This is a genomic window from Amycolatopsis circi, assembly GCF_003385235.1.
Classification (GTDB): domain Bacteria; phylum Actinomycetota; class Actinomycetes; order Mycobacteriales; family Pseudonocardiaceae; genus Amycolatopsis; species Amycolatopsis circi.
In genome coordinates this window covers 1-19,252 of record NZ_PQIA01000105.1, presented here as the reverse complement: position 1 = coordinate 19,252, position 19,252 = coordinate 1, and the positions used below count along the sequence as shown (strand labels likewise).

The following is a 19,252-nucleotide window of genomic DNA, read 5'->3' as shown; positions in this document are numbered from 1 at the left end:
CTTTCCCGGACCGGATGCCTGCGGCCCGGACGGCTGACATACTGGTGCGCGCGTCCGTCGAGGACGCCTGCTGGGAGGTGGACTGGGGTGAGTTCGCACCGGGTTTCGGACTGGGCAGACGTCCGTGCGCTGCACAAGAAACAGGCCGGAGAGAAGCACTGGGCCGGGCGGCCGGAGACCTCGGATTCCGTGCGGGGCCCGGCCGGGGCGGGCGCCGCCGAGATCGTCGCGGACACCGGCGTCATCGAACTGGACCCGGCCGAAATCGCGGCGGCGGACGCGGAGCTGGAGAAGCGCCAGCAGGAGCTGACCGCCTGCCTCGAACAGGCCAAACAGCTCGCGCATCCGCTCAAGGACGGCACCAGCCCGGTGGCGGCCCACCTGCGGCAGGCGTTCGGCGTGCGCGGGTCCGCGGACGGCGGCGCGCAGGCGATCCTGCAGCAGTACCTCGACGAGCTGTCGTCCTTGCGCGAGGCCATCCGCCGGGCGAGCGCCGGGCACGTCCAGCAGGAAAGCGACGCGAAGGATTCGCTCGACGCGCTGCACCGCCGGGCGGACGACGGGGGAGGGACGCCGGCATGAGCCGGACACCGGGCTACGAACGGCTGCCGTACGACAAGCACCGCAAGCACCGGCTGTGGAGCGAGGACCACCCGCCCACCGCCGCGCAGCGCAGGGTCCTGCGGCGCACCAAGCTCGCCCAGCGGGCCAACCTGAAAGACGCGTCCTTCGGCAAGATCAACTGGAACGCCTGGGCGCACACCACGCTCTACGACATGATCATGACCGCGGACCCGGTCGCGATGGGCTCGTCCGCGCACCAGTGGGGCAAGCTCGCCTACGACGTCGACTCGGCGACCGCCGAGGTGCACAAAACGGTGCAGAAGCTGCTGCTTTCCTGGCGGGGCGGCGCGGCGGGGACAGCGGCGCAGTCGGCGTCGAAGCTGACCTCCTGGGGCGCGGGCGCGAGCGAGACGATGCGCGAGGTCGGCGACAAGCTCGACCACTACACGAGCGCGGTCGAAACGGCCAAGCACAAGATGCCGGAACCGGTGTTCTCCGTGGCGGAGAACCAGTTCCGCGACGGCTACGACCTCAACGCGGCCAGCGGCCCCAGCGGCGCGGTGATGGTCGATCAGCTCCTCGACGACCATCTGCCCGCCAAACGCGCCGCCTCGCAGGCGAAAGCCGAGGCCGTCCGCGTGATGGAAAGCTACGAGACCTCGAGCAAGGGCGTGCACGACAAGCTGCCGCAGTTCACCGGCGCACCGAAGACTACGAACATCGACTCCGGCGACGGAACCGGCGGCAGCGGAACCGATCGCGGGCAACGGCCTTCGCCCGGTTCCGGGGCATCGGGCAGCGACGCGACCACGGCGTCGTCGGTCGTGCCGGGCGATGCCGGGCAGTTCGCGGGCGCGGGCGGTCCGTTCGGCGGGACGGCCGGAACGCCGGGGTCGGCCGGTGCTTTCGGGAGCGGTTCCGCCGGTGCGCTGGGCGGCAACGGCTCCGGAAGCGGCGGTTCGCTGCCCGGCGGGATGCCCGGCGGTCCGCTGGGCGGGACGGCGGGGCCCGGCGGTGCGGCGGCCGGGGCCGCGGCGGGCGCGCGCGGCGGCGGCCCGATGTCCGGCGGGTTCCTCCCGCCGATGTCCGGCCAGCGCGGCGAAGGCGCCGGGGACCACCACAACCGCTACACCAAGGGCAGTGCCTTCGATTTCCTCGAGGATCTGCCGGACGCGTACCCGCCCGTGCTGGGCGAGTGACGGCGCGGATGGCCAGACACCTCCCCGAGGTCGGCGGGATCGCGCTCTCGCACCTGGAATTCGACCTGCTGTGGTCGGATTTCGACCTCGGCCCCGCGCCGTATCCGCTGGACGTGCCCTCGCACGGCCAGACGATGGAAGAGCGCGACGGACTCGGAACCGAGGTCGCGGAAAGCCTCGCCGCGGCCGGGCTGCTCGACGACGAGGACGAACCGCACCCGCTGCTCGGCCAGGTGTTCGCGGTGCTGGCCGAACCGGCGTTTTCGGTCGACCTGCTGGTGTTCCGCGATCCGCCGCTGCGCGCGCTGGCCGCGGCCGGGCGCAAACTGGGCGTGCTGGCCGTTCTCGACGCGGGCGAACTCGCGTTGCGGCCGTGCCTGCCCGACGACGTACCGCAGCTCGCGGCGGGCGTCGTCGGGGACGCCGAACCCGGGCCCGGCACCGCGGTGCGGTTGCCGCGCGAGGCGTTTTCCGAGGCAATGCAAGCGTTTGCGGAGCACGGGCACGCCGCTTTCGAGCGAGTGCTCGGCCGGGCCGGTCTCGCCGGTCGCGATCTGCGCGCGATTTCGACGCTCGTCACCACGCCGCGCGTCGCGTACGGCCAGTTCGCGGTCAACGGCCCGGGCGGTCGTTCGCCAGTGGTCGCCTGGTACGACACCGAAGCCGGCCGGTACGGAGCGGTCGTCCGGGAAAGCGCGGGCACGAAGTGGGTCACGGTCGCGCCCGCGGACCACGCGTGGCTCGCGGACCGGATGCAGGAACTCGGGCGCGAGGTGTCGTCCGATCGGGGGACTAGGGAACCGGAAGACGAAGGGTTCCGTCTCACTTAGGGCAGCGGCGAAGCGCCCTGCTGAAGGGGGCAGGAGATGACCAAGTTGTCGGCCGAGGAGATCGCCCAGCACGCGTACCGGGCCGGGTTCCGCGGGCATGCGCTGACCACCGCGGTCGCGGTGGCGCTGGCGGAATCGGGCGGGAACACCCGCGCGCACAACGGGACCCCGCCGGACAATTCGTACGGTCTGTGGCAGGTCAACATGCTCGGCTCGCTCGGTCCTGCCCGCCGCCACGAGTTCCGCCTGCACTCCAACGACGAACTGTTCGACGCGGACGAGAACGCCAAGGCCGCCTGGGCGATTTCCGGGCACGGCAAGAGTTTCCAGCCGTGGTCCACCTACACCAACGGCGCGTACCAGAGCCATCTCGCCGCCGCGCGCAAGGCCGCCGAGGACGTCACCCGGCACCACGGCAAGGGCGGGCACCACCCGCGCAAACCCGCGAAGCCGCACCACGGCAAGGACGGCGGGTTCAAAGCCGATCTCGAACAGTTCCTCGCTTACGAGCGCACCACCGAGCACGTCGCGAACGAACTGGTGTCGGTCGGCAGGAAGACGGTGCACCGGGTCACCGGGATCGCGAAGGACAGCTTCGGGAAGGTCGGGCAGGAAACCGGGTTCTCCGACGCGCTGGGGGATTTCAGCCGCTCGCTGGAATCGCAGGTGCGGGCCACCGGGGCGCACGCGCGCACGCTGAGCGCCTCGGTTTTCCGGGCGCGGCAGGCCTACGCGGGCGCGGATTCGGACGCGAGCGCCACGATCCGCGAGCACGACATCAAGGGCATTCTGGGCTGAGGGGGAATCCGTGCTGGACACCGCAGGGGTCGCGACGCTGTTCGCGGACGAGATGAAAACGCACCACGGCAAGCTCCAGGGCAAGGCCGCGGACTCGCAGGCCGCGCAGCAGGCGCTGCAGCGGGCCGCGCACGAGATCACCGAACAGTACGAGGCGCAGCGCAAAGCCGCGCACGCACTGCTGAACACCTGGCACAGCGAGGCGAATCCGGCCTTCGAGCACGACACCGGCAAGTTCGGTCGCGACCTCAAGGTCACCGCGCGGGCGAGCACGCACGGGGCCAAGGTGGTCAGCGAGGTCACCGACGCGCTCGCCGGGCGGCATCAGGCCACCGGCAAGCTGATCGACGAGTTCGTCGCGAAGGCGCGCAAGATCATCGACGCGGGATACGTCCTGGCGCGCAACGGAAGCCCCGCCGCGCTGCTGATGGCGATCGGCGACGTGGCCGATCTGGCGGGCAAATACCTGAAGGAATCCGGCGGGCACCTGAAGAACGCCCGTGCGGAGATGGAAGAGGCGGCCCGGAAGCTGCGCGCGCTGCAGAAGGACCTGAACCACGACGGCGTGGCCGACCCGGGCGGGACGCACCGCGCCAAGCCGAAACCCGGGGGCCACCGCGCGCACGAGCAGCACAAGAAGCACGAAGCGCACAAAAAGCACGAGCAGCACCACGGCGGCACGCACGCGAGCCACAGCAAGAAGGCCGACAAGATCCTCGACCACGCGCGAGACAACCTCGGCTACCACGAGGGGCCGAACAACCGGAACAAATGGGGCCCGACCGGACAGCCGTGGTGCGCGTACTTCGCGACGTCGATGTGGCGTTCGGCCGGAGTGGACATCCCGAAGTACGGCTTCACCGGCGACGTCTACAAGTGGGGCCAGCGCCACCACCTCGCCTACGACCGCGCCGCGCTCGCGCACAACGCGCGGCCCGGCGACACCATCCTGTTCGGCGACGGCCCGTCGTGGGGGCACAGCCACCACATCGGGATCATCGAAAAGGTCGAGGGCAACAAGATCACCACGATCGAGGGCAACGCGAACGACCAGGTCGAGCGCCTCACCTACACGCTGCCGCGCGATCTGCACAAGTTCTACGGCGGGGTGCACCCGAAGTGAGCATCACGGGCACGGCGCGGGACGGCGGGGTGGCGGTCGAGGTCGCCCCCGGCGGAGCGCTGCGCACTCTGGAACTCACCGCGGGCGCTCTGCGCGGCGGCGGTCCCCGGCTGGCGGACGCGATCCTGCGCGCGGTGCGCGAGGCCGCCGCCGAGGCCAACGAACGCGCCCGCCGCGCCTTGGAAGCCGAACTGGGCGGTCTCGGCGGTCCCAGCGGGCTCAGCGGCGCCGAACTGGGCAGTCTCGGCCTCGGCACCGAAACGGACCTGGCGGACCGCGCCGAAGACACCACTCCGGACACGTGGAGGGTGTGATGGCGGAGGTGCGACGGGGGATTGCGGCTGGTCAGCGCGACGGTTTGCCCGCGGACGCCGAGGAGTGGGGCGCGGGCGAGACAGCCGACAGCGGGCGGGTCGCTCGCGGGCGCGCGGACGAGGTTCCGGCCGGGCTGCCCGGCAGCGACGAGCCCGGGGCTCCCCACGAATCCCGGGCATCGGACGAGTCCCGGGAGCCTGGCGGGGACGAGTCCGGGGCTCCCCGCGAGTCCCGCACGCCGGACGAATCCCCGGGGCCCGGCTGGGTCGAGTCCGGGGCTCCCCACGAATCCCGGGCATCGGACGAGTCCCGAGAGCCTGGCGGGGACGAGTCCGGGGCTCCCCGCGAGTCCCGCACGCCGGACGAGCCCCGAGAGCCTGGCGGGGACGAGCGGGGGATCGACGAGCTGATCGAGATCGCCGAGGAGATCCCAGAGCGGCTGGGTCTGTCCGAGGGCCTGGCCGCCATCCGCGCGACAGCCGGCGGCGAGGGGCTGAGCGTCACGGTGAACCTGCACGGCATGCTCGTGCATCTGGACATCGGCGAGTCCGCGCTCGAACTGGGCCCGGACGCGCTGGCCGCGGAGATCTCGCGGCTCAGCGCCGAGGCCGGCACGCGGGCATTGCACCAGGGCCTGCGGGCCGTCCGCGCGGGATGCGTCCCGGCGGTCGCGGCGGCTGTCGAAGACGCGTTGGCGCTGGGCGAAGAGCCGGAGACGGAGCCGCCCGCGGCTCCGAAGCCCGACCACGACGCGCCGCGCGGTTCTGAACCGGCCACGCGGCGTCCGGCTCCGGACGGCCAAGACGACGAAGGGTTCGTGCTCAAGCCGGTCAAGGACTGAGTATCGCGTGCGGGGCGGCCGAGGCGCTCGCCCGCCCGACAGCAGCGCACCGCGGCGGCCGCCGCGACCCGCCTCGGTGAGTCCCCGAGCGCCTGTCCCCGGCCGATGCCATCCTGGGAGGCATGACCCACTACGCACTGACCCAGTCCGTGGCGATCGCGACCGATCTCGAGGCCAAGGGATTCCTCGGCACAGTCGGCAAGATCGCGGCCGCCACGATCATCTTCTTCGTCGCGATCGGCCTGATCGTCGGGCTCATCCTCGGGTACTTCATCGGCCGTTCGGTCGGACGGCGCCAGAGCAGCGGCGGCTGATCGGGTTAACCCGGCTGTCCGGAACGGGACAGAACCGCGCGCGGGCCTTCACCGGCGCCCGCGCGAGTTCCTATCCTGGGCGGAAATTCACCCAGGCGAGGGGACGAGTCCATGCGGACCGTGCTCGTAGTGCTGCTCGTGTTCGCCTCGTTGACCGTCCCGCGCGCGGCCGCTGCCGTCTGTGCGCTTTCCTGCGACCCGCTCGATCCGTCGCAGGCCGCGCAGGAGAGCTTTCCCTTGCCGGACAAGGACATCAACGGCCGGGTGCTGCGCCTGCACGTCTCCGATCAGGACGGCATGGCCTGGGCCAGCATCGACAACGGCCGCACCGGCGACGCGGTGTGGCTCGACCGGTCCTGGGACGGCGGCAGTACCTGGGACGGCCTGCTGGGCAAAGCGAGCATTCCGGACACGTGGACCGGCACTCGCACGCTCATGTACAACCTCACCGACCCGGTCGGCCACCGCCGCGGCCTGGTCCGGGCCTGCGGAGACGCCCAGGCCGTCGCCTGCACAGCCTGGATTTACCCGACCGTCTGCGATGCCGCCTGCGACGGTTCCGCGCCTGGCACCGGCGACAGCCAGCCGGTCGCGGCCGCGACGATCTTCGGCCGTTCCGTCCGCCTGCACTTCGACGACCGCGGCATGTCCTGGGCCAGCATCGATTCCGGCGGCCCCGGCGACGAAATCTGGCTGGACCGGTCGTGGGACGCAGGCGCGACCTGGCCGGACGGTTCGTCGCTCGGCCGCACGAGTGTCCCCTTCGGTGCGACCACGACACAGACCGCGACCTTCGCCGCTCGAGATCCACGCGGACGGATGAACGGCGGTGCCGTTCGGGCGTGCGGCCGGGAAGCCTCGCACCAGGAGGGCGCTTGCACCGCCTGGGCGCGTCCCGCTCAGTCGCGGGTCGCCGCGGGTGTCGATGCTTTGCTGTGGTCGCAGGACGTTTACCGCGCCTGGTGGCCGTCGAGCTGGTGGAACTCGGCGGTCGCGGTGACCGCACTGGCGGATTCCGGATTCTCCGGCCTGGATCCGGTCCTGTCGCGGGTATTCGACGTGAACCGGTCCGCGTTCCCCGCCGGAGCGCGCAGTTCCGACCCGATCGACGGCGACTTCATCAGCCGCGCGATCGACGACACCGCGTGGTGGGGCCTGGCATGGCTCGCGGCGTACGACCGTACCCACGATGCCCGATATCTCGCCGAAGCGACGAAAATCGCCGACTATGTGCACGGTTTCTGGGACACCGGCACCTGCGGCGGGGGAGTGTGGTGGGATCGCGAACGGACGTACAAGAACGCCGTCACCAGCGGTCTCTACCTTCGCCTCGCCGCTGCCTTGCACCGCCGCCTCGACGGCGACACCGAATGGCTGGCCCGCGCTCGTGAGGCAGGGGAGTGGTACCTGCGGAGCGGCCTGATCAACTCGACCGGCCTCGTCAACGACGGCCTCACCTCCGGCTGTGCGAACAACGGCCAAACCGTCTGGACCTACAACCAGGGCCTGGCCATCGGCGGCTTCACCGAGCTTTGGCGGGCGACCGGCGACCAGTCCTATGTGGATGCTGCCCGGCGGCTGGCGGATGCCGCGATGAACGGCCTCACTTCGGGCGGGGTGCTGGTCGAATCGTGTGACAGCGGCTCGTGCGATGACAATCAGAAACAGTTCAAAGGCATCTTCATGCGGTACTTCGGCGATCTCGCTTCCGCTACTGGGGACCCAAAGTACCGGGATTTCGTGCAGCAGCAAGCGGATTCGGTGTGGCTGCGGGATCGCGACTCGCTGAACCGCCTTGGCGAGCGATGGGCTGGCGGTGCGTCGAACGCGGTGGATTGGCGGACTCAGGCTTCCGGCTTGGAGGCGTTGATCGCTGCCGCGGCACAGTAAGTTCCGTTGCGCCAGACGTGCCGGATCGAGAGAGTGTCGCCGATGCTGACCGTCGGGTCTCCCGTGCTCATCAGGAGATCTGCCCGGAGACCCGGTCGGATGCGGCCTCGGTCGGTCAGCCCGAATCGCTGAGCCGGGACGGAGGTCGCTGCTCGCAGAGCTTCCGTGGGAGTGAATCCCGCCTGTGTCAGGAGCTTCAGTTCGCCGTGGAGGCTGGCACCGTGGGCCATCCCCGGTGCGCCCAGATGCGCCGCGTCCGTGCCCACCAGGAGGTCGACCCCGGCTTCCTTGAGCGCCCTGAGCGTCTCCAACGCGTAGCCGAACTTTTCGCGGGAACTGGTGGCCATCATGCCGGACAGATTCTCCCGCCATTCCGGCGTCAGTTTCGGATAGACGCGCCAATCCTCGGCCAGTTGGCGACCGACGGGCTCGCCAGTGATCGACGCGAGCACCGTCAAGGTGGGGATCACGAAGGTGTTGGCGGCAGCGATTTTCTCGATCAACTCCGCGGTGTGCGGCCGATCAGCGAAGAGATGAGTGAGCCCGTCGACTCCCGCGTCGACAACTTGTTCCACCGTCTCGACGGTCATCGCGTGCGCCAACACCATTTTCCCGCGCCGGTGACTCTCCCGGACCGTCGCCTCGACCAATTCGGGGGAGAGCCGGGGCAGAGCGTCGCTGCCGAACAGCTGACCGTCCTCCACCAGCACCTTGAGATAGTCGGCCCCCTCCGCGATCCTGCCCTCGACAAACGCCGCGACTTCCTCCGGCCGGTTAGCCGTCGGCCATTGCGGGTCGCCTTCGCCCTTCCGCAGCTGATGCGGATGCCCGCCCGCTGGAGTGAGCCCGATGGACGGAGAACGCACGTCGGCGAGGTCGTTCGACGTGGCTGCCCTGCGGCGCAACGGAATCATTTGCTCCGGCATCGAGAGCATGTCGAATTCCGTGGTGACCCCGAACGTCAGCGCCTGCCGGAGCGATTCCGCGTCGGTGTGCGTGTGCGCGTCGATGAGGCCGGGCAACAGAGTGGCCCCGGATCCGTCGACGAGATCGACCCCGGCCGGACGGCTGCCTCCGACGCTGGCGATCCTGCCGTCGGCGACCTCGACGTCCACGACGCCCAGCGAGTTTTCGCCGTCGAAGACGCGTGCGCCGGTGATGACAAAACGATTCAACGGACAACTCCCCAGTGGCTTTTGCGGTGGTTCCCGACCGTAAGCGGTGGTGATCTTGGTGCCAAGGAGGCACTTTTCGGGTAGGAGGTGAGGTCGAGGTGACCGGGTGCTGGCAGACCGCTGACGGTGAACGGTCGGGGAGGTGTGGCCGTGCGGAGGCGTCTTCGGTGGTGGTGCGGTCCTTGGTGTCGGTGGGCGGGTTTTGGGCGGTGGTGCCGGAGTGGTGCCCTCGAAGCTCGTCGGCCGGTGGATGGCGCGGAGGCCGAGCCGGGTTTGCGCTGCCCGGGAATCTGTGGTCGTGTGACTCGCAGGCTGCCGACCGCGCGGAGGTCTCGGCTCGTTCTGCGCGGCCGGTGAATCTCCGATCGCGACTCCATGGCCCAGCGGCTTAGGCAATTCGCGGCAGACTCCTCCGGCACCGCGTACCTAGCGCACACCGGTGCGCGGCCCCAGACGAGAAGCACCGACTCGGCTGCCCCGACCTCCTCGCCCGGCCCAAGAGTCCCCGCGCACCCCCGCCGACCAGCCTCACCCCGGTGACGTCACCGCCAGTCACGGCCGCTCAACCTCGGCAAACACCTCTTGCCCGCCTGCCATGCGTGATGTATACATCTTGTCCATGAGCAGTGTACGACAGGCTGGGCGGGCCGGGTCCGCGCAGGACGTCACCTATCGGTTCCTCAAGCAGCGCATCGCCGAACTGCCGCGCGACGGCGGGACCTTCCTCACCGAATCGGAGGTCGCCGAGGCGGCCGGGACGTCCCGGACGCCGGTGCGGGAGGCTCTGTTGCGGCTCGAGGCCGAGGGGTTCCTCGAGATCGTGCCGAAGAAGGGCGCGTTCGTGCCGCCGATCTCCGACGCGGAGGTGCGGGCGGTGATGGAGGCGCGCGAGCTGGTCGAGGACTGGTGCGTCCGCAAGCTCGCCGAGCGTGTCGACGAAGCCTTCCTCGCCGAGCTGGACGACGTTCTCGCGAAGCAGCGCGAAGTGGTCGACGAGCCGGTCCGGTTCATCGAGTTCGACCGCGCGTTCCATCGGGCGATCGTGCGGCGCGCCGGGAATCCGGTGCTGGCCGAGTTCTACGAATCGTTGCGGGACCGGCAGGTCCGGATGGGGCTGCGTGCGGTCGCGGGCAGCGAAACCCGAGCCGGGACGGTGCTGGCCGAGCACGCGGCGATCGCCGAGGCGTTGCGCGGCGGCGAGCCTGCCGCGGCCGGAGAAGCGCTGGCGAAGCACTTGTCCAGCACGATGACGGCGTTGCGGGTCGGGGAGCGGCTGTGAAGGTCGCCTTGGTGCAGCTGGCCAGCCCGCCGGACGAGACTGCCGCGGACCGCCGGGTGCGGGCCGGGCAGTTGGTGGAGTCGGCGCGCGGGGCCGAGCTGGTGGTGCTGCCGGAGTTGTGGGCTGCTGGGTACTTCTCGTTCGACGCGTATCCGGACGAGGCGGAGACCCTTGACGGGCCGACTGTCGCGGCGGGGCGCGAGTGGGCGCGCAGCTTGGGTGCGTATGTGCATTTGGGCAGTTTGGTCGAGCGCGACGAGGCCGGCCGGCTGTTCAATACCGCGGTGCTGCTCGCGCCGGACGGCACGATCGCGCATACCTATCGCAAGGTGCACGTCTTCGGATATGCCTCGCGCGAGGCGGAATTGCTCACGCCGGGCGACTCGCTCAGCGTCGCGGAAACGGAACTCGGGCCGATCGGGGCGACTACCTGTTACGACCTGCGGTTTCCCGAGCTGTGGCGGGGGCTGGTGGACCGCGGCGCGAAGACGGTCGTGGTTCCGGCGGCGTGGCCCGCGGCGCGGCGCGAGCACTGGCGGATGTTCACCTCGTGTCGTGCGGTGGAAGAGCAGGTCGTGGTGATCGCGGTGAACGCGGCCGGCACGCAGCACGGCGGCGTCGAGTTGGCCGGTACCAGCCGGATTGTCGATCCGTGGGGCGCCGTGCTGGCGGAGGCGGGCAGCGGCGAGGAAGTGCTGCGCTGCGAAATTGACCAATCCATTGTGGACACGGTGCGGGCGGAGTTCCCGGTGCTGGCCGATCGGCGGTGGCCGGTGTCCACGGCAGACTTCACGGGAGCGGGAGTATGACCACGATTGTGCTGCACGTCGCGGGAACCGGGGAGGAACTGGCGTTCGCTCCGGCGCGGCTGGTGGTGGCCGGGTACACCGGAAGCGACGAGGCCGCGGTCGAGGAGCACATCGCCGAACTGGCGGCGATCGGCGTGCCGCGCCCGGAGTCGGTTCCCGCGTTTTACCGCCTGGACCCGGAATTGCTGACGACCGAACCGGTGGTCGGCGTGAGCGCGCCGGGGACGTCCGGCGAGGTCGAGCCGGTGCTGATCCGGCATCAGGGAAGGTACTTCCTCGGGGTCGGGTCCGACCACACCGATCGCGACCTGGAGCGGGACGGCGTGGCACTGTCCAAAGCGGCCTGTCCGAAACCGCTCGGGGAGGTGGTCGCCGAGATCGGGACCGAAGTGTCCATTCCGGACTGGAACCACGTGGTCGCGGACTCCAGTGTGGACGGTTGCCCGTATCAGAAGGGGGAACTGGCCGCGCTGCGGCACCCGGCGGATCTGCTCGACCGGCTCGGTCCGGTCGAGGGCGATTTCGCGCTGTACTGCGGCACTTTGCCGCTGCTCGGCGGCGAATTCGTGCACGGCGCGTACTGGCGCATCCACCTGGAACTGCCCGGCGGCCCGACCCTGACCCACGCGTACGAAACGAAACAGAGGAGCGAGTGATGCGCAGCGGAGCCGACTATCTGGCCGCACTGAAAGGCCCCCGGCGGATCTACCTCGACGGCGCGCCGGTCGAGGACGTCGCCCACCACCCGGCGTTCGCGCCGATCGCGAAGACCATCGCGGAACTGTTCGACCTCGCGGCCGACCCGGAGTCCGGCATCCCGGTCACCGACCCGGCGACCGGGTCCACAGTGAACCGGCTGTTCACGCCGCCGCGCAGCCGTGAAGCCCTCAAGGCGTACCGCGAAGCGGCGACGACTTGGGCACGCCACACGCACGGCTGGGTCGGCCGCAGTCCGGACCACGTCGGAGCATTCGTCGCGGCCTTCTCCGCGCATCCGGAAGCGTTTGCGCAAGGGGAGCGGGACTTTTCCGCCAACGTCGCGGCATACCACAAGCGCGTGCTGGAGGAGAATCTGTACGTCTCCTACGCGATCATTCCGCCGCAGGTTTCTCGGGCGACCACCGCGCACGCCTGGGAAGGCGACCTGATCCAGGCGGGCGTCGCGGAGGAGCGCGAGGACGGCATCGTGATCCGCGGCGCGCAGATGCTCGCGACCGGCGGTGCGGTGGCCGACGAGATCTTCGTGTCCTGCATCAAGCCGCTCGGACCGGAGGACGCTGACTTCGCGCTCGGCTTCGCGGTTCCCGTTGACGCAGAAGGACTTAAGCTTTACTGCCGCCGTCCGTACGCTCCGGCCGCGACGAGCGAATACGACTACCCGCTCACCTCGCGCTACGACGAAACCGATGCGCTGGTGGTCTTCGACGACGTCTTCATTCCATGGGACCGAGTGTTCGTTTACCGCGATGTCGCGGGATTGCGGCGGCAGTTCTTCGACACCGGCGCGCACGTGTTCGGCAACTGGCAGGCGCAGATCCGGTTCATGGTGAAGACGCAGTTCATCGTCGGACTCGCCCGTAAGGTCGCCGCAGTCAACGGCGTCGACAAGTTCCCTGGCGTGGTCGAGAAACTCGGCGAGCTGGCAAGTCTCGCGTCCATTGTGGAATCCGCGGTGCTGGCAGCGGAATACTCCGCGGAACCGGACGAGAACGGCATGTGGCGGCCCGGCTCCCGTGCGGTGTACGGCGCGATGGGGCTGCAGGCCGAGCTGTACCCGCGGCTGCTGGCGATCCTGCGCGACCTGGTCGGCGGCGGGGTGCTGCAGGTGCCCTCCAGCGTCGCGGACCTGACGAACCCGGAGACCCGCGCCGATATCGACAAATACATTTACAGCCCGTCCGCGCCGGCGGAGGAGCGGGTGAAGCTGTTCAAGCTCGCCTGGGACGTCGTCGGCAGCGAATTCGCCGGACGCCACCATCAGTACGAGATGTTCTACGCCGGCGCACCGTTCGTGGTGAAGGGCTATGCCTACCGCAACTACGGCTTCGATGAAGCGCTCGGCGACATCGACGCCTTCCTGTCCAGCTACGACCTCGACGGAGCGATCACCCGATGAACAAACCGGAACACGAATTCTTCCCGGTGACCGACGTCGCTTTCACGGTGTGCCCGGGCGACGATCCGAAGATCACCGAGCGGATTCTCGCCAAGGACTCGGAAACCGGCGTGGCGACGCGGATCCTGCGGTACGAGCCGGGTGCCGATTCGACGCCGATGGGCGTGCAGAAGCACGATTTCTGGGAGGAGGTCTACATTCTCGAGGGCTCGTTCACCGATCTCACGCTCGGCCGGACGTTCACTGCGGGGATGTACGCCTGCCGTCCGCCGGGCATGCCGCACGGCCCGTGGCGGACCGACGAGGGGGTCGTCACGTTCGAGGTCCGCTACCCCGCCTGAACCCCTCGTGAGTGCCTATGCCGGTTCTAACCGGCATAGGCACTCACGAGCCCCCTGCGCAAGGAGACTCCCATGCTCACCACTTCGTCGACTTCCTCGGCCGAGGTCGACCCGATGACGATGCGCCGCACGATGGGTCGGTTCGCCACCGGCGTCGCGGTGGTCACCACCCGGGCGGCGGGGGTGCCGCACGGGATGACCGTCAATTCGCTGACCTCGGTTTCGCTCGACCCGCCGCTGCTGCTGGTGTGCCTGACGACCGGCGCGCGCAGCACCGACGCGGTCCTCGAGGCGGGCCGATTCGCGGTCAACATCCTGTCCGCGCGGCAGGAACAGCTCGCGCTCCGCTTCGCCCGCCGCGGGGAGGACCACTTCGCCGGGCTGGAGGTGACCGAGGGCCGCCACCGCGTGCCGGTGATCCCGGACGCCTTCGCGCACCTCGAATGCGACGTCGAGCGGCATCTGGTCGCCGGCGACCACGTGGTCGTGTTCGGGCACGTGCGCAGCGTGTGCGAGCGCGACGGCGAACCGCTGGCGTTCCACGGGGGGCGGTTCGCGGACCTGACCGGCCGGGCGAACGAGCCCGTGCACTGGTTCTTCTGAGGCAGTTCCAGGGGGGAACACGCCTCGGTGGCTGCGCCAACAGCCACCGAGGCTTCCGGCATCAGCACTTAATCCGCGTCACGGACCCTCCGACTACAGGAGCCGAAATGGCCGATACCTCTCGCGAACGTAACAGAAAACGCCCGCACACGCGGCTGGGGGTGGTGGCGGCCTCGAGCCTCGCCGGCACCGCCGTCGAATGGTACGACTTCTTTCTGTACGGCACCGCGTCCACTTTGGTCTTCAACAAACTGTATTTCCCTTCGCACGACCCATTGGTCGGCACGGTTCTCGCGTTCGCCACTTACGCGGTCGGCTTTCTCGCCCGGCCGCTGGGCGCGGTGGTGCTCGGCCACCTCGGCGACCGCAAGGGACGACGGTCGACGCTCATCGCCAGCCTGCTGCTGATGGGCGCCTCGACGTTCTTGATCGCGCTGCTGCCCACTTACGAGGCTGTCGGCGTACTTGCCCCACTGCTGCTCGTTGTCTGCCGCCTGGTGCAAGGCTTCGCGCTCGGCGGCGAGTGGGGCGGGGCGGTCCTGCTGGTGTCCGAGCATGGCGGCAGTGCCCGGCGGGCGTTCTGGTCTTCGTGGCCGAATGTCGGGCCGCCGCTGGGTAACCTGCTCGCCGCCGGTGTGCTGGCGGTGCTCGGCGGGGTGATGCCGTCGGCTGAGTTCCTGTCGTGGGGTTGGCGGATCGCGTTCGGGCTGTCTGCGGTACTGGTTTTGATCGGGTTGTGGCTGCGGCTTTATGTCGCGGAGACTCCGTTGTTCAAGGACACGCCGAAACCCGAGGGACTGCCTGCCGGGGTGGTGGTCCGGAAGCATTGGCGCAGTGTGCTTCTCGCCGCGGCGACGCGTTTCGGGGAGAATGCCGGGTTCTATCTGTTCTCGTTGTTTATCATCACTTATGTCACGACTGTGCTCAAAATGGACAGTTCGGTCGGGTTGACGGCGGTGCTGGTCGGGCAGGCGTGCGCGGTGGTGACGATCCCGCTGTTCGCCCTGCTGGCCGACCGGATCGGACGGCGGCCGATCTACGTGGTGGCTTCGGTGGCGACGATCGTGTGGGCGTTCGTGTTCTTCGCGCTGGTCGATACGCGGAATCCGGGCTTGATCACGGTGGCGGTCGCTGGCGGACTGCTGATCTTCGCCGCGTACAGCTCGGTGATCGGGGCGTTCTTCGCGGAGCTGTTCCCGACCGAGGTGCGGTACTCCGGGGTTTCGCTGGCATACAACCTGGCGTCGGTGCTGGCTGGTTCGCTCGCGCCGATCATCGCGATCGGGTTGTACGCGAAATTCGGCACCGGGTATGCGATCGGGGTCTATCTGGCGGTGATGGGGTTGATTTCGCTCGTGGCTTCGTTGCTGGCCAAGGAGACGAAGTCGGTGGATCTTGGTGCGGTGAACGGGAAAGCGGAGGAGGAAGTTCGTGCACCCGTTGAATGAGTATTTGGCCGCTTACGGCCGTGGCGAGGAGGACCTTCTCGACGGCGATCGTGAGCAGATCGCGGCCGCCGACGCGGACTACGACACGGACAAACACTGGGCGTTCGAGATCAAGCCCGAGGAATGCGCGCTGATCGTGGTGGACCTCCAAGAGGATTTCGTCCGCCCGGACGGGCCGATGCGAGTGCCGGAGGCGTACCGGCAGCTGCCGCGGGTGCGGGCGCTGATCGAGGCGTGCCGGGAGACCGGGGTGCCGGTGCTGTACACCGAGCACACGATCGCGCCGGATGTCGCGCACGATTTCTACGCCTTCTGGCCGCCGATCGCGAACGGTGCGATCGCGGAGGGAACGCCTGGAGCCAAGCTGTACCACGGGTTGAAGCCGCGCGACGACGAGCGCGTGATTTCAGCGAAGCACACCTACGACTCCTTCGCGGGCACAGATCTCGACTACGCGTTGCGGTGTCAAGGAGTCCGGACACTGATCGTGTGCGGCACGCTCACCAACTTCTGCTGCGAATCCACCGCCCGGACCGGATATTTCCTCGGCTATCACATCGTGTTCGGTTCGGATGTCAACGCGACCGACAACGCCGAAGCGCACCGCGCCACCCTCCGCACCATTCGGCGCGGCTTCGGCCGGGTAATGGATCATCAAGCGATCATGGCCGCGTTGAAAGAAGGCGACGTCCTGCACCAGGAAGCAAAACTCAAGACAGCGCCTTGACATCCAGCAACTGATTAACATGCGCACTGAGCGCCGCAGCCTGGTCGAGGTCGATCTCCCGGAACGTCACCGTATCCCGGCCCGGCCGGAGTTGCCCGACCTTCCACAGCGAGGCCGACGCGACGGTGGCGATCACCGCGAACCCGCCCGAGGTGTTGCTGTCCGGGCCTAGCACGGTGAGCACGTCGCCGTAGGCCAGGATGCCGCCGGGCGGGTAGCTGGAGTCTAGAAGGTTCGACGGGTGCCCGCCCGCCACGTCGCCGGACGGGCGGGCCCAGCGGAAGCGGTGCGGGTTGAACCGGATGCCCACCCGGTCCGAACTCAGGTCGCAGCGCCAGGACGCGGCGAGGAAGTCGGCGAAATCCTCCGCGGTGAGGAAGTCCGGGTCGGCGTGCGGGCCGCGGAGGATTTCGATTTCCCAGGCAGTCGGGTAGGTCGGACGCAGGGAGACCGGGAGGCGGCGCGGGCGCGAAGGAGTGGCTGGGAAAGTGTCGAGGATGTCTGCGCGTTCCAAGGCTCGGCCGTCGAGACCGCCGATACCGGCGAGCAGGAAGGTCGAGCGGGAGCCGAATACCTCTGGCACCGCGATGCCGCCGGACAGAGCGAGGTACAACCGGTGTCCGGGGCCGCGCAGCACCTCGCAGGCCAGGACGTCGCCGGTTTCCACGGGTACCGATTCCCATTGCGGGATGGGGGATCCGTTCAAGGTGACTGACGTTTCCGGGCCGGTGACGGCGATCCGGCCGGGGGCGAGGACGCCTGCTTGGAAGCGGCCCAGCGGGATCTCCAACGCGGCGGCGCCGGGACGGTTGCCGACCAGGAGATTCGCGAGGCGGAAGGCGAGCGAATCGACTGGGCCGGAAGGGAAGAAGCCCAATGACTGCCTGCCGCGTCGGCCCGGATAGTCCTGCACGGTCGTCTGCAGGCCGGGTTCCAGCACTTCCAATGCCGCGGTCTGGGTCACGGGATTTTCACCAGTTCCTGCGCGGCGACCCGATCCGCGCGCCGTTTGGCCGCCTCGGCCGCGATGGCCGGGTCGGCTTGGACGGCGAGGTGGTCGGCGACCGCATACCGGCCGGGTTCGATGTCGTAGTCGTAGCGGCCCTCGAAAACCTGCCTGCGCAATTCGATCAATTCCGCCTCTTCGACGCGGTAGAAGGAAATCCGGTCGCCGGGGTGGATCAGGATCGGGTCCGCTCGATGCGCGCGCGGACGGCGGACGAGGTCGCAGATCGGCAGTGTCCGGCCGAAAAGCTGATACGAACCCGGCGATTCAATCGGGTGGATGACCAGGCATGGGCCGCCGAACGCGACGGCCCCTTCGGGAGTCCAAGAGCGCGCTGGGTTGTATTTCGGGGCGACCAATTCGGAGCGCGGGTCGAGGGGAAGCAACGAAGGCAGACCGGGGTAGAAGCCGGTGAACGCGTTCCACCACTCGGATTCCAGGACCCGCGAGTACAGCGCCTCACGGTTCGGCAAACCGTTCGAGCGCACGAGGTAGTCGACGTTGTTGCCGTCGAGGACATTCGGCGCGTCCGGGCGCGTGGTGATCTGGTAGCGCTCCACGGCTTCCCGCGACGTCGAATCGTCGAACGCGATCGGGAGTTTCACGCGGCGGCTCGGCAGCACGAGCGAGCCGGGCTCGGGGATTTCGCGGTGCAGCCGGTCCATCGCGGCGATCACGGCGTCGTGCTGGATCGTTTCCGGGTCGTAGTGCACGAGCAGCGAACGCAGTCCTGGCGCGACCTCCAGGATTCCGCGCACCGGGTTTTCCTCCAGTCGCCGCGCGGAGGCGTGCGCGAAGAAGTTGAGCCCGAGGTCGACCGGCAGCGGCGGCCCGTACTCGACGAGCAGCGCGCGATCGCCCGCGGTCCGGTACGTGACGTCCGGCCGGGCCGGGGAGGTTGCGGGCATCGAGATCTCTTTCCGTTGCGCGGCCGGACATCCGCGGGCGAGGAAGTCCGGTCGGGACGGTTTCTACCCACCAGCACCGGGTTTTGTCCAGAACGTTGGTTCGTCCGGGTGGCGATCGCCCGGCAGCGGACCAGACCGGCGGTTACACTTCCGGCCGCCCGATCCGTCCCCGGGAGACACCATGCCGCTAACCGTCCAGATGCTGCTCGAACGCGGCGAACACGGTCTCGAACTCGCCGCCGAGGGCGCCTCCGGCGCGCTCGAGAAAGCGATTACCTGGGCGCTGATCAGCGAACTGCCCGATCCGTCGCCGTACCTCGAGGGCGGCGAACTCGTGCTTACCACCGGATCCCGGCTCGCGCTGGGCGAGGCGGCCAGCCGGGAGTACGTCGCCCGGTTGGTGGCGGGTGGTGCGGTGGCGCTGGGATTCGGGGCCAGTTCGTTCTATCAAAGCGTGCCTGGGCCGCTGGTCGAGGCCGCCGCGGAGGCTGGGTTGCCAGTGCTGGCGGTGCCTGCGACTACCCGGTTCGCTGCGCTGAGTCGGCTTGTTGCTGGGCATTTGTCCGACGAGCGGCAGCGGGAGTTGAATTACGCGGTTTCGGCCCAGCGGGATCTGACTCGGGCATCGTTGTCGCCGTACTCGGCGCGGGCGATCGCGGAGCGGCTGGCTAAGGCGGTGCGTGGGTGGACGTTGCTGCTGGACGCCGCCGGTGGGTTTCGGGCGGGGGTGCCCGCGGCGCGGATGCATGTGGCTCGGGTGCGGATCGAGCTGCCTCGGCTGCGGGACCGGGCTAACTCGGCGAGTCTCAGCATGACTATCGCGGGGGAGTCCGTGGTGGTGCTGCCGTTGGCGGTGCGGGGGCGGGTTCAGGGGTTTTTGGTGGTGGGGCGGTCTACTCCGCTTAGTACTGCTGAGCAGGCGATTGTTACTACTGCGGTCTCGTTGTTGTGCGCGGAGTTGCATAG

General features: G+C 69.1%; 21 protein-coding genes. 18 read left to right on the top strand and 3 right to left on the bottom strand.

Annotation, left to right across the window (positions count from 1 at the left end):
* Positions 1-87: 87 nt before the first annotated feature.
* The 9 genes from D0D37_RS33550 to D0D37_RS33510 all read left to right on the top strand — a co-directional run bounded on the left by D0D37_RS33550 (position 88) and on the right by D0D37_RS33510 (position 7,874).
* Entirely contained in the window at positions 88-582 is a 495-nt protein-coding gene (locus D0D37_RS33550) for a hypothetical protein (protein WP_116204608.1), read from the top strand.
* Positions 579-1,763, top strand: a complete 1,185-nt coding sequence (locus D0D37_RS33545; RefSeq protein WP_116204607.1) for a WXG100 family type VII secretion target — start codon at positions 579-581, stop codon at positions 1,761-1,763. Before D0D37_RS33550 ends, D0D37_RS33545 begins: the two co-directional genes overlap by 4 nt.
* A gap of 8 nt (positions 1,764-1,771) precedes the next feature.
* Positions 1,772-2,593: an ESX secretion-associated protein EspG gene (locus D0D37_RS33540; protein WP_116204625.1), complete on the top strand. Its 822-nt coding sequence runs from the start codon at positions 1,772-1,774 to the stop codon at positions 2,591-2,593.
* Positions 2,594-2,629: 36 nt separating this feature from the next.
* Complete coding sequence (locus D0D37_RS33535) at positions 2,630-3,391, top strand: transglycosylase SLT domain-containing protein (RefSeq protein WP_116204606.1); 762 nt, start codon at positions 2,630-2,632, stop codon at positions 3,389-3,391.
* A gap of 10 nt (positions 3,392-3,401) precedes the next feature.
* Positions 3,402-4,514, top strand: coding sequence for a CHAP domain-containing protein (locus D0D37_RS33530; protein WP_116204605.1), 1,113 nt, complete (start codon positions 3,402-3,404; stop codon positions 4,512-4,514).
* Positions 4,511-4,828 carry a YbaB/EbfC family nucleoid-associated protein gene (locus D0D37_RS33525; protein WP_116204604.1) on the top strand — a complete coding sequence of 106 codons (318 nt, stop codon included), beginning with the start codon at positions 4,511-4,513 and terminating at the stop codon, positions 4,826-4,828. The genes D0D37_RS33530 and D0D37_RS33525 overlap by 4 nt, the downstream gene beginning before the upstream one ends.
* A complete protein-coding gene (locus D0D37_RS47570) occupies positions 4,828-5,670 on the top strand; it encodes a hypothetical protein (protein ID WP_208720266.1) in 843 nt (280 codons plus the stop codon). The genes D0D37_RS33525 and D0D37_RS47570 overlap by 1 nt, the downstream gene beginning before the upstream one ends.
* Positions 5,671-5,792: 122 nt before the next feature.
* Positions 5,793-5,984: a hypothetical protein gene (locus D0D37_RS33515; RefSeq protein WP_116204603.1), complete on the top strand. Its 192-nt coding sequence runs from the start codon at positions 5,793-5,795 to the stop codon at positions 5,982-5,984.
* Between the two features lie 111 nt (positions 5,985-6,095).
* The gene (locus tag D0D37_RS33510) at positions 6,096-7,874 is read left to right on the top strand and encodes a glycoside hydrolase family 76 protein (RefSeq protein ID WP_116204602.1); all 1,779 of its coding nucleotides are present in this window, start codon (positions 6,096-6,098) and stop codon (positions 7,872-7,874) included.
* Here the strand turns inward: D0D37_RS33510 and D0D37_RS33505 are convergent.
* Positions 7,829-9,049, bottom strand: coding sequence for an amidohydrolase family protein (locus D0D37_RS33505; RefSeq protein WP_116204601.1), 1,221 nt, complete (start codon positions 9,047-9,049; stop codon positions 7,829-7,831). The two genes, D0D37_RS33510 and D0D37_RS33505, sit on opposite strands and share 46 nt — an antisense overlap.
* 619 nt (positions 9,050-9,668) lie before the next feature.
* Here D0D37_RS33505 and D0D37_RS33500 point away from each other — a divergent pair.
* The 8 genes from D0D37_RS33500 (at position 9,669) to D0D37_RS33465 (ending at position 16,372) form a co-directional block, all read left to right on the top strand.
* Positions 9,669-10,328 (top strand): GntR family transcriptional regulator, encoded by a 660-nt coding sequence (locus D0D37_RS33500; RefSeq protein WP_116204600.1) that lies wholly within the window; start codon positions 9,669-9,671, stop codon positions 10,326-10,328.
* Entirely contained in the window at positions 10,325-11,137 is an 813-nt protein-coding gene (locus D0D37_RS33495; RefSeq protein ID WP_116204599.1) for a carbon-nitrogen family hydrolase, read from the top strand. The genes D0D37_RS33500 and D0D37_RS33495 overlap by 4 nt, the downstream gene beginning before the upstream one ends.
* A complete protein-coding gene (locus D0D37_RS33490) occupies positions 11,134-11,793 on the top strand; it encodes a DUF2848 family protein (RefSeq protein ID WP_167493608.1) in 660 nt (219 codons plus the stop codon). Before D0D37_RS33495 ends, D0D37_RS33490 begins: the two co-directional genes overlap by 4 nt.
* Complete coding sequence (locus D0D37_RS33485) at positions 11,793-13,253, top strand: 4-hydroxyphenylacetate 3-hydroxylase family protein (protein WP_116204597.1); 1,461 nt, start codon at positions 11,793-11,795, stop codon at positions 13,251-13,253. The genes D0D37_RS33490 and D0D37_RS33485 overlap by 1 nt, the downstream gene beginning before the upstream one ends.
* Positions 13,250-13,594 (top strand): cupin domain-containing protein, encoded by a 345-nt coding sequence (locus D0D37_RS33480; protein WP_116204596.1) that lies wholly within the window; start codon positions 13,250-13,252, stop codon positions 13,592-13,594. The genes D0D37_RS33485 and D0D37_RS33480 overlap by 4 nt, the downstream gene beginning before the upstream one ends.
* 72 nt (positions 13,595-13,666) lie before the next feature.
* On the top strand, positions 13,667-14,197 hold the full coding sequence (locus D0D37_RS33475) for a flavin reductase family protein (protein WP_116204595.1): 531 nt from the start codon (positions 13,667-13,669) through the stop codon (positions 14,195-14,197).
* Between the two features lie 107 nt (positions 14,198-14,304).
* Complete coding sequence (locus D0D37_RS33470; protein WP_116204594.1) at positions 14,305-15,645, top strand: MFS transporter; 1,341 nt, start codon at positions 14,305-14,307, stop codon at positions 15,643-15,645.
* Entirely contained in the window at positions 15,629-16,372 is a 744-nt protein-coding gene (locus D0D37_RS33465) for a cysteine hydrolase family protein (protein WP_208720265.1), read from the top strand. The genes D0D37_RS33470 and D0D37_RS33465 overlap by 17 nt, the downstream gene beginning before the upstream one ends.
* Here D0D37_RS33465 and D0D37_RS33460 read toward each other — a convergent pair.
* Positions 16,356-17,336 carry a 5-oxoprolinase subunit C family protein gene (locus D0D37_RS33460; RefSeq protein ID WP_116204593.1) on the bottom strand — a complete coding sequence of 327 codons (981 nt, stop codon included), beginning with the start codon at positions 17,334-17,336 and terminating at the stop codon, positions 16,356-16,358. The genes D0D37_RS33465 and D0D37_RS33460 overlap by 17 nt on opposite strands.
* The gene (locus tag D0D37_RS33455; protein ID WP_116204592.1) at positions 17,333-18,286 is read right to left on the bottom strand and encodes a 5-oxoprolinase subunit B family protein; all 954 of its coding nucleotides are present in this window, start codon (positions 18,284-18,286) and stop codon (positions 17,333-17,335) included. Before D0D37_RS33455 ends, D0D37_RS33460 begins: the two co-directional genes overlap by 4 nt.
* Positions 18,287-18,467: 181 nt before the next feature.
* On the opposite strand from D0D37_RS33455, the gene D0D37_RS33450 reads away from it, so the two are divergent.
* A partial coding sequence (locus D0D37_RS33450) for a PucR family transcriptional regulator ligand-binding domain-containing protein (protein ID WP_208720264.1) occupies positions 18,468-19,252 on the top strand: 785 nt, incomplete at its 3' end.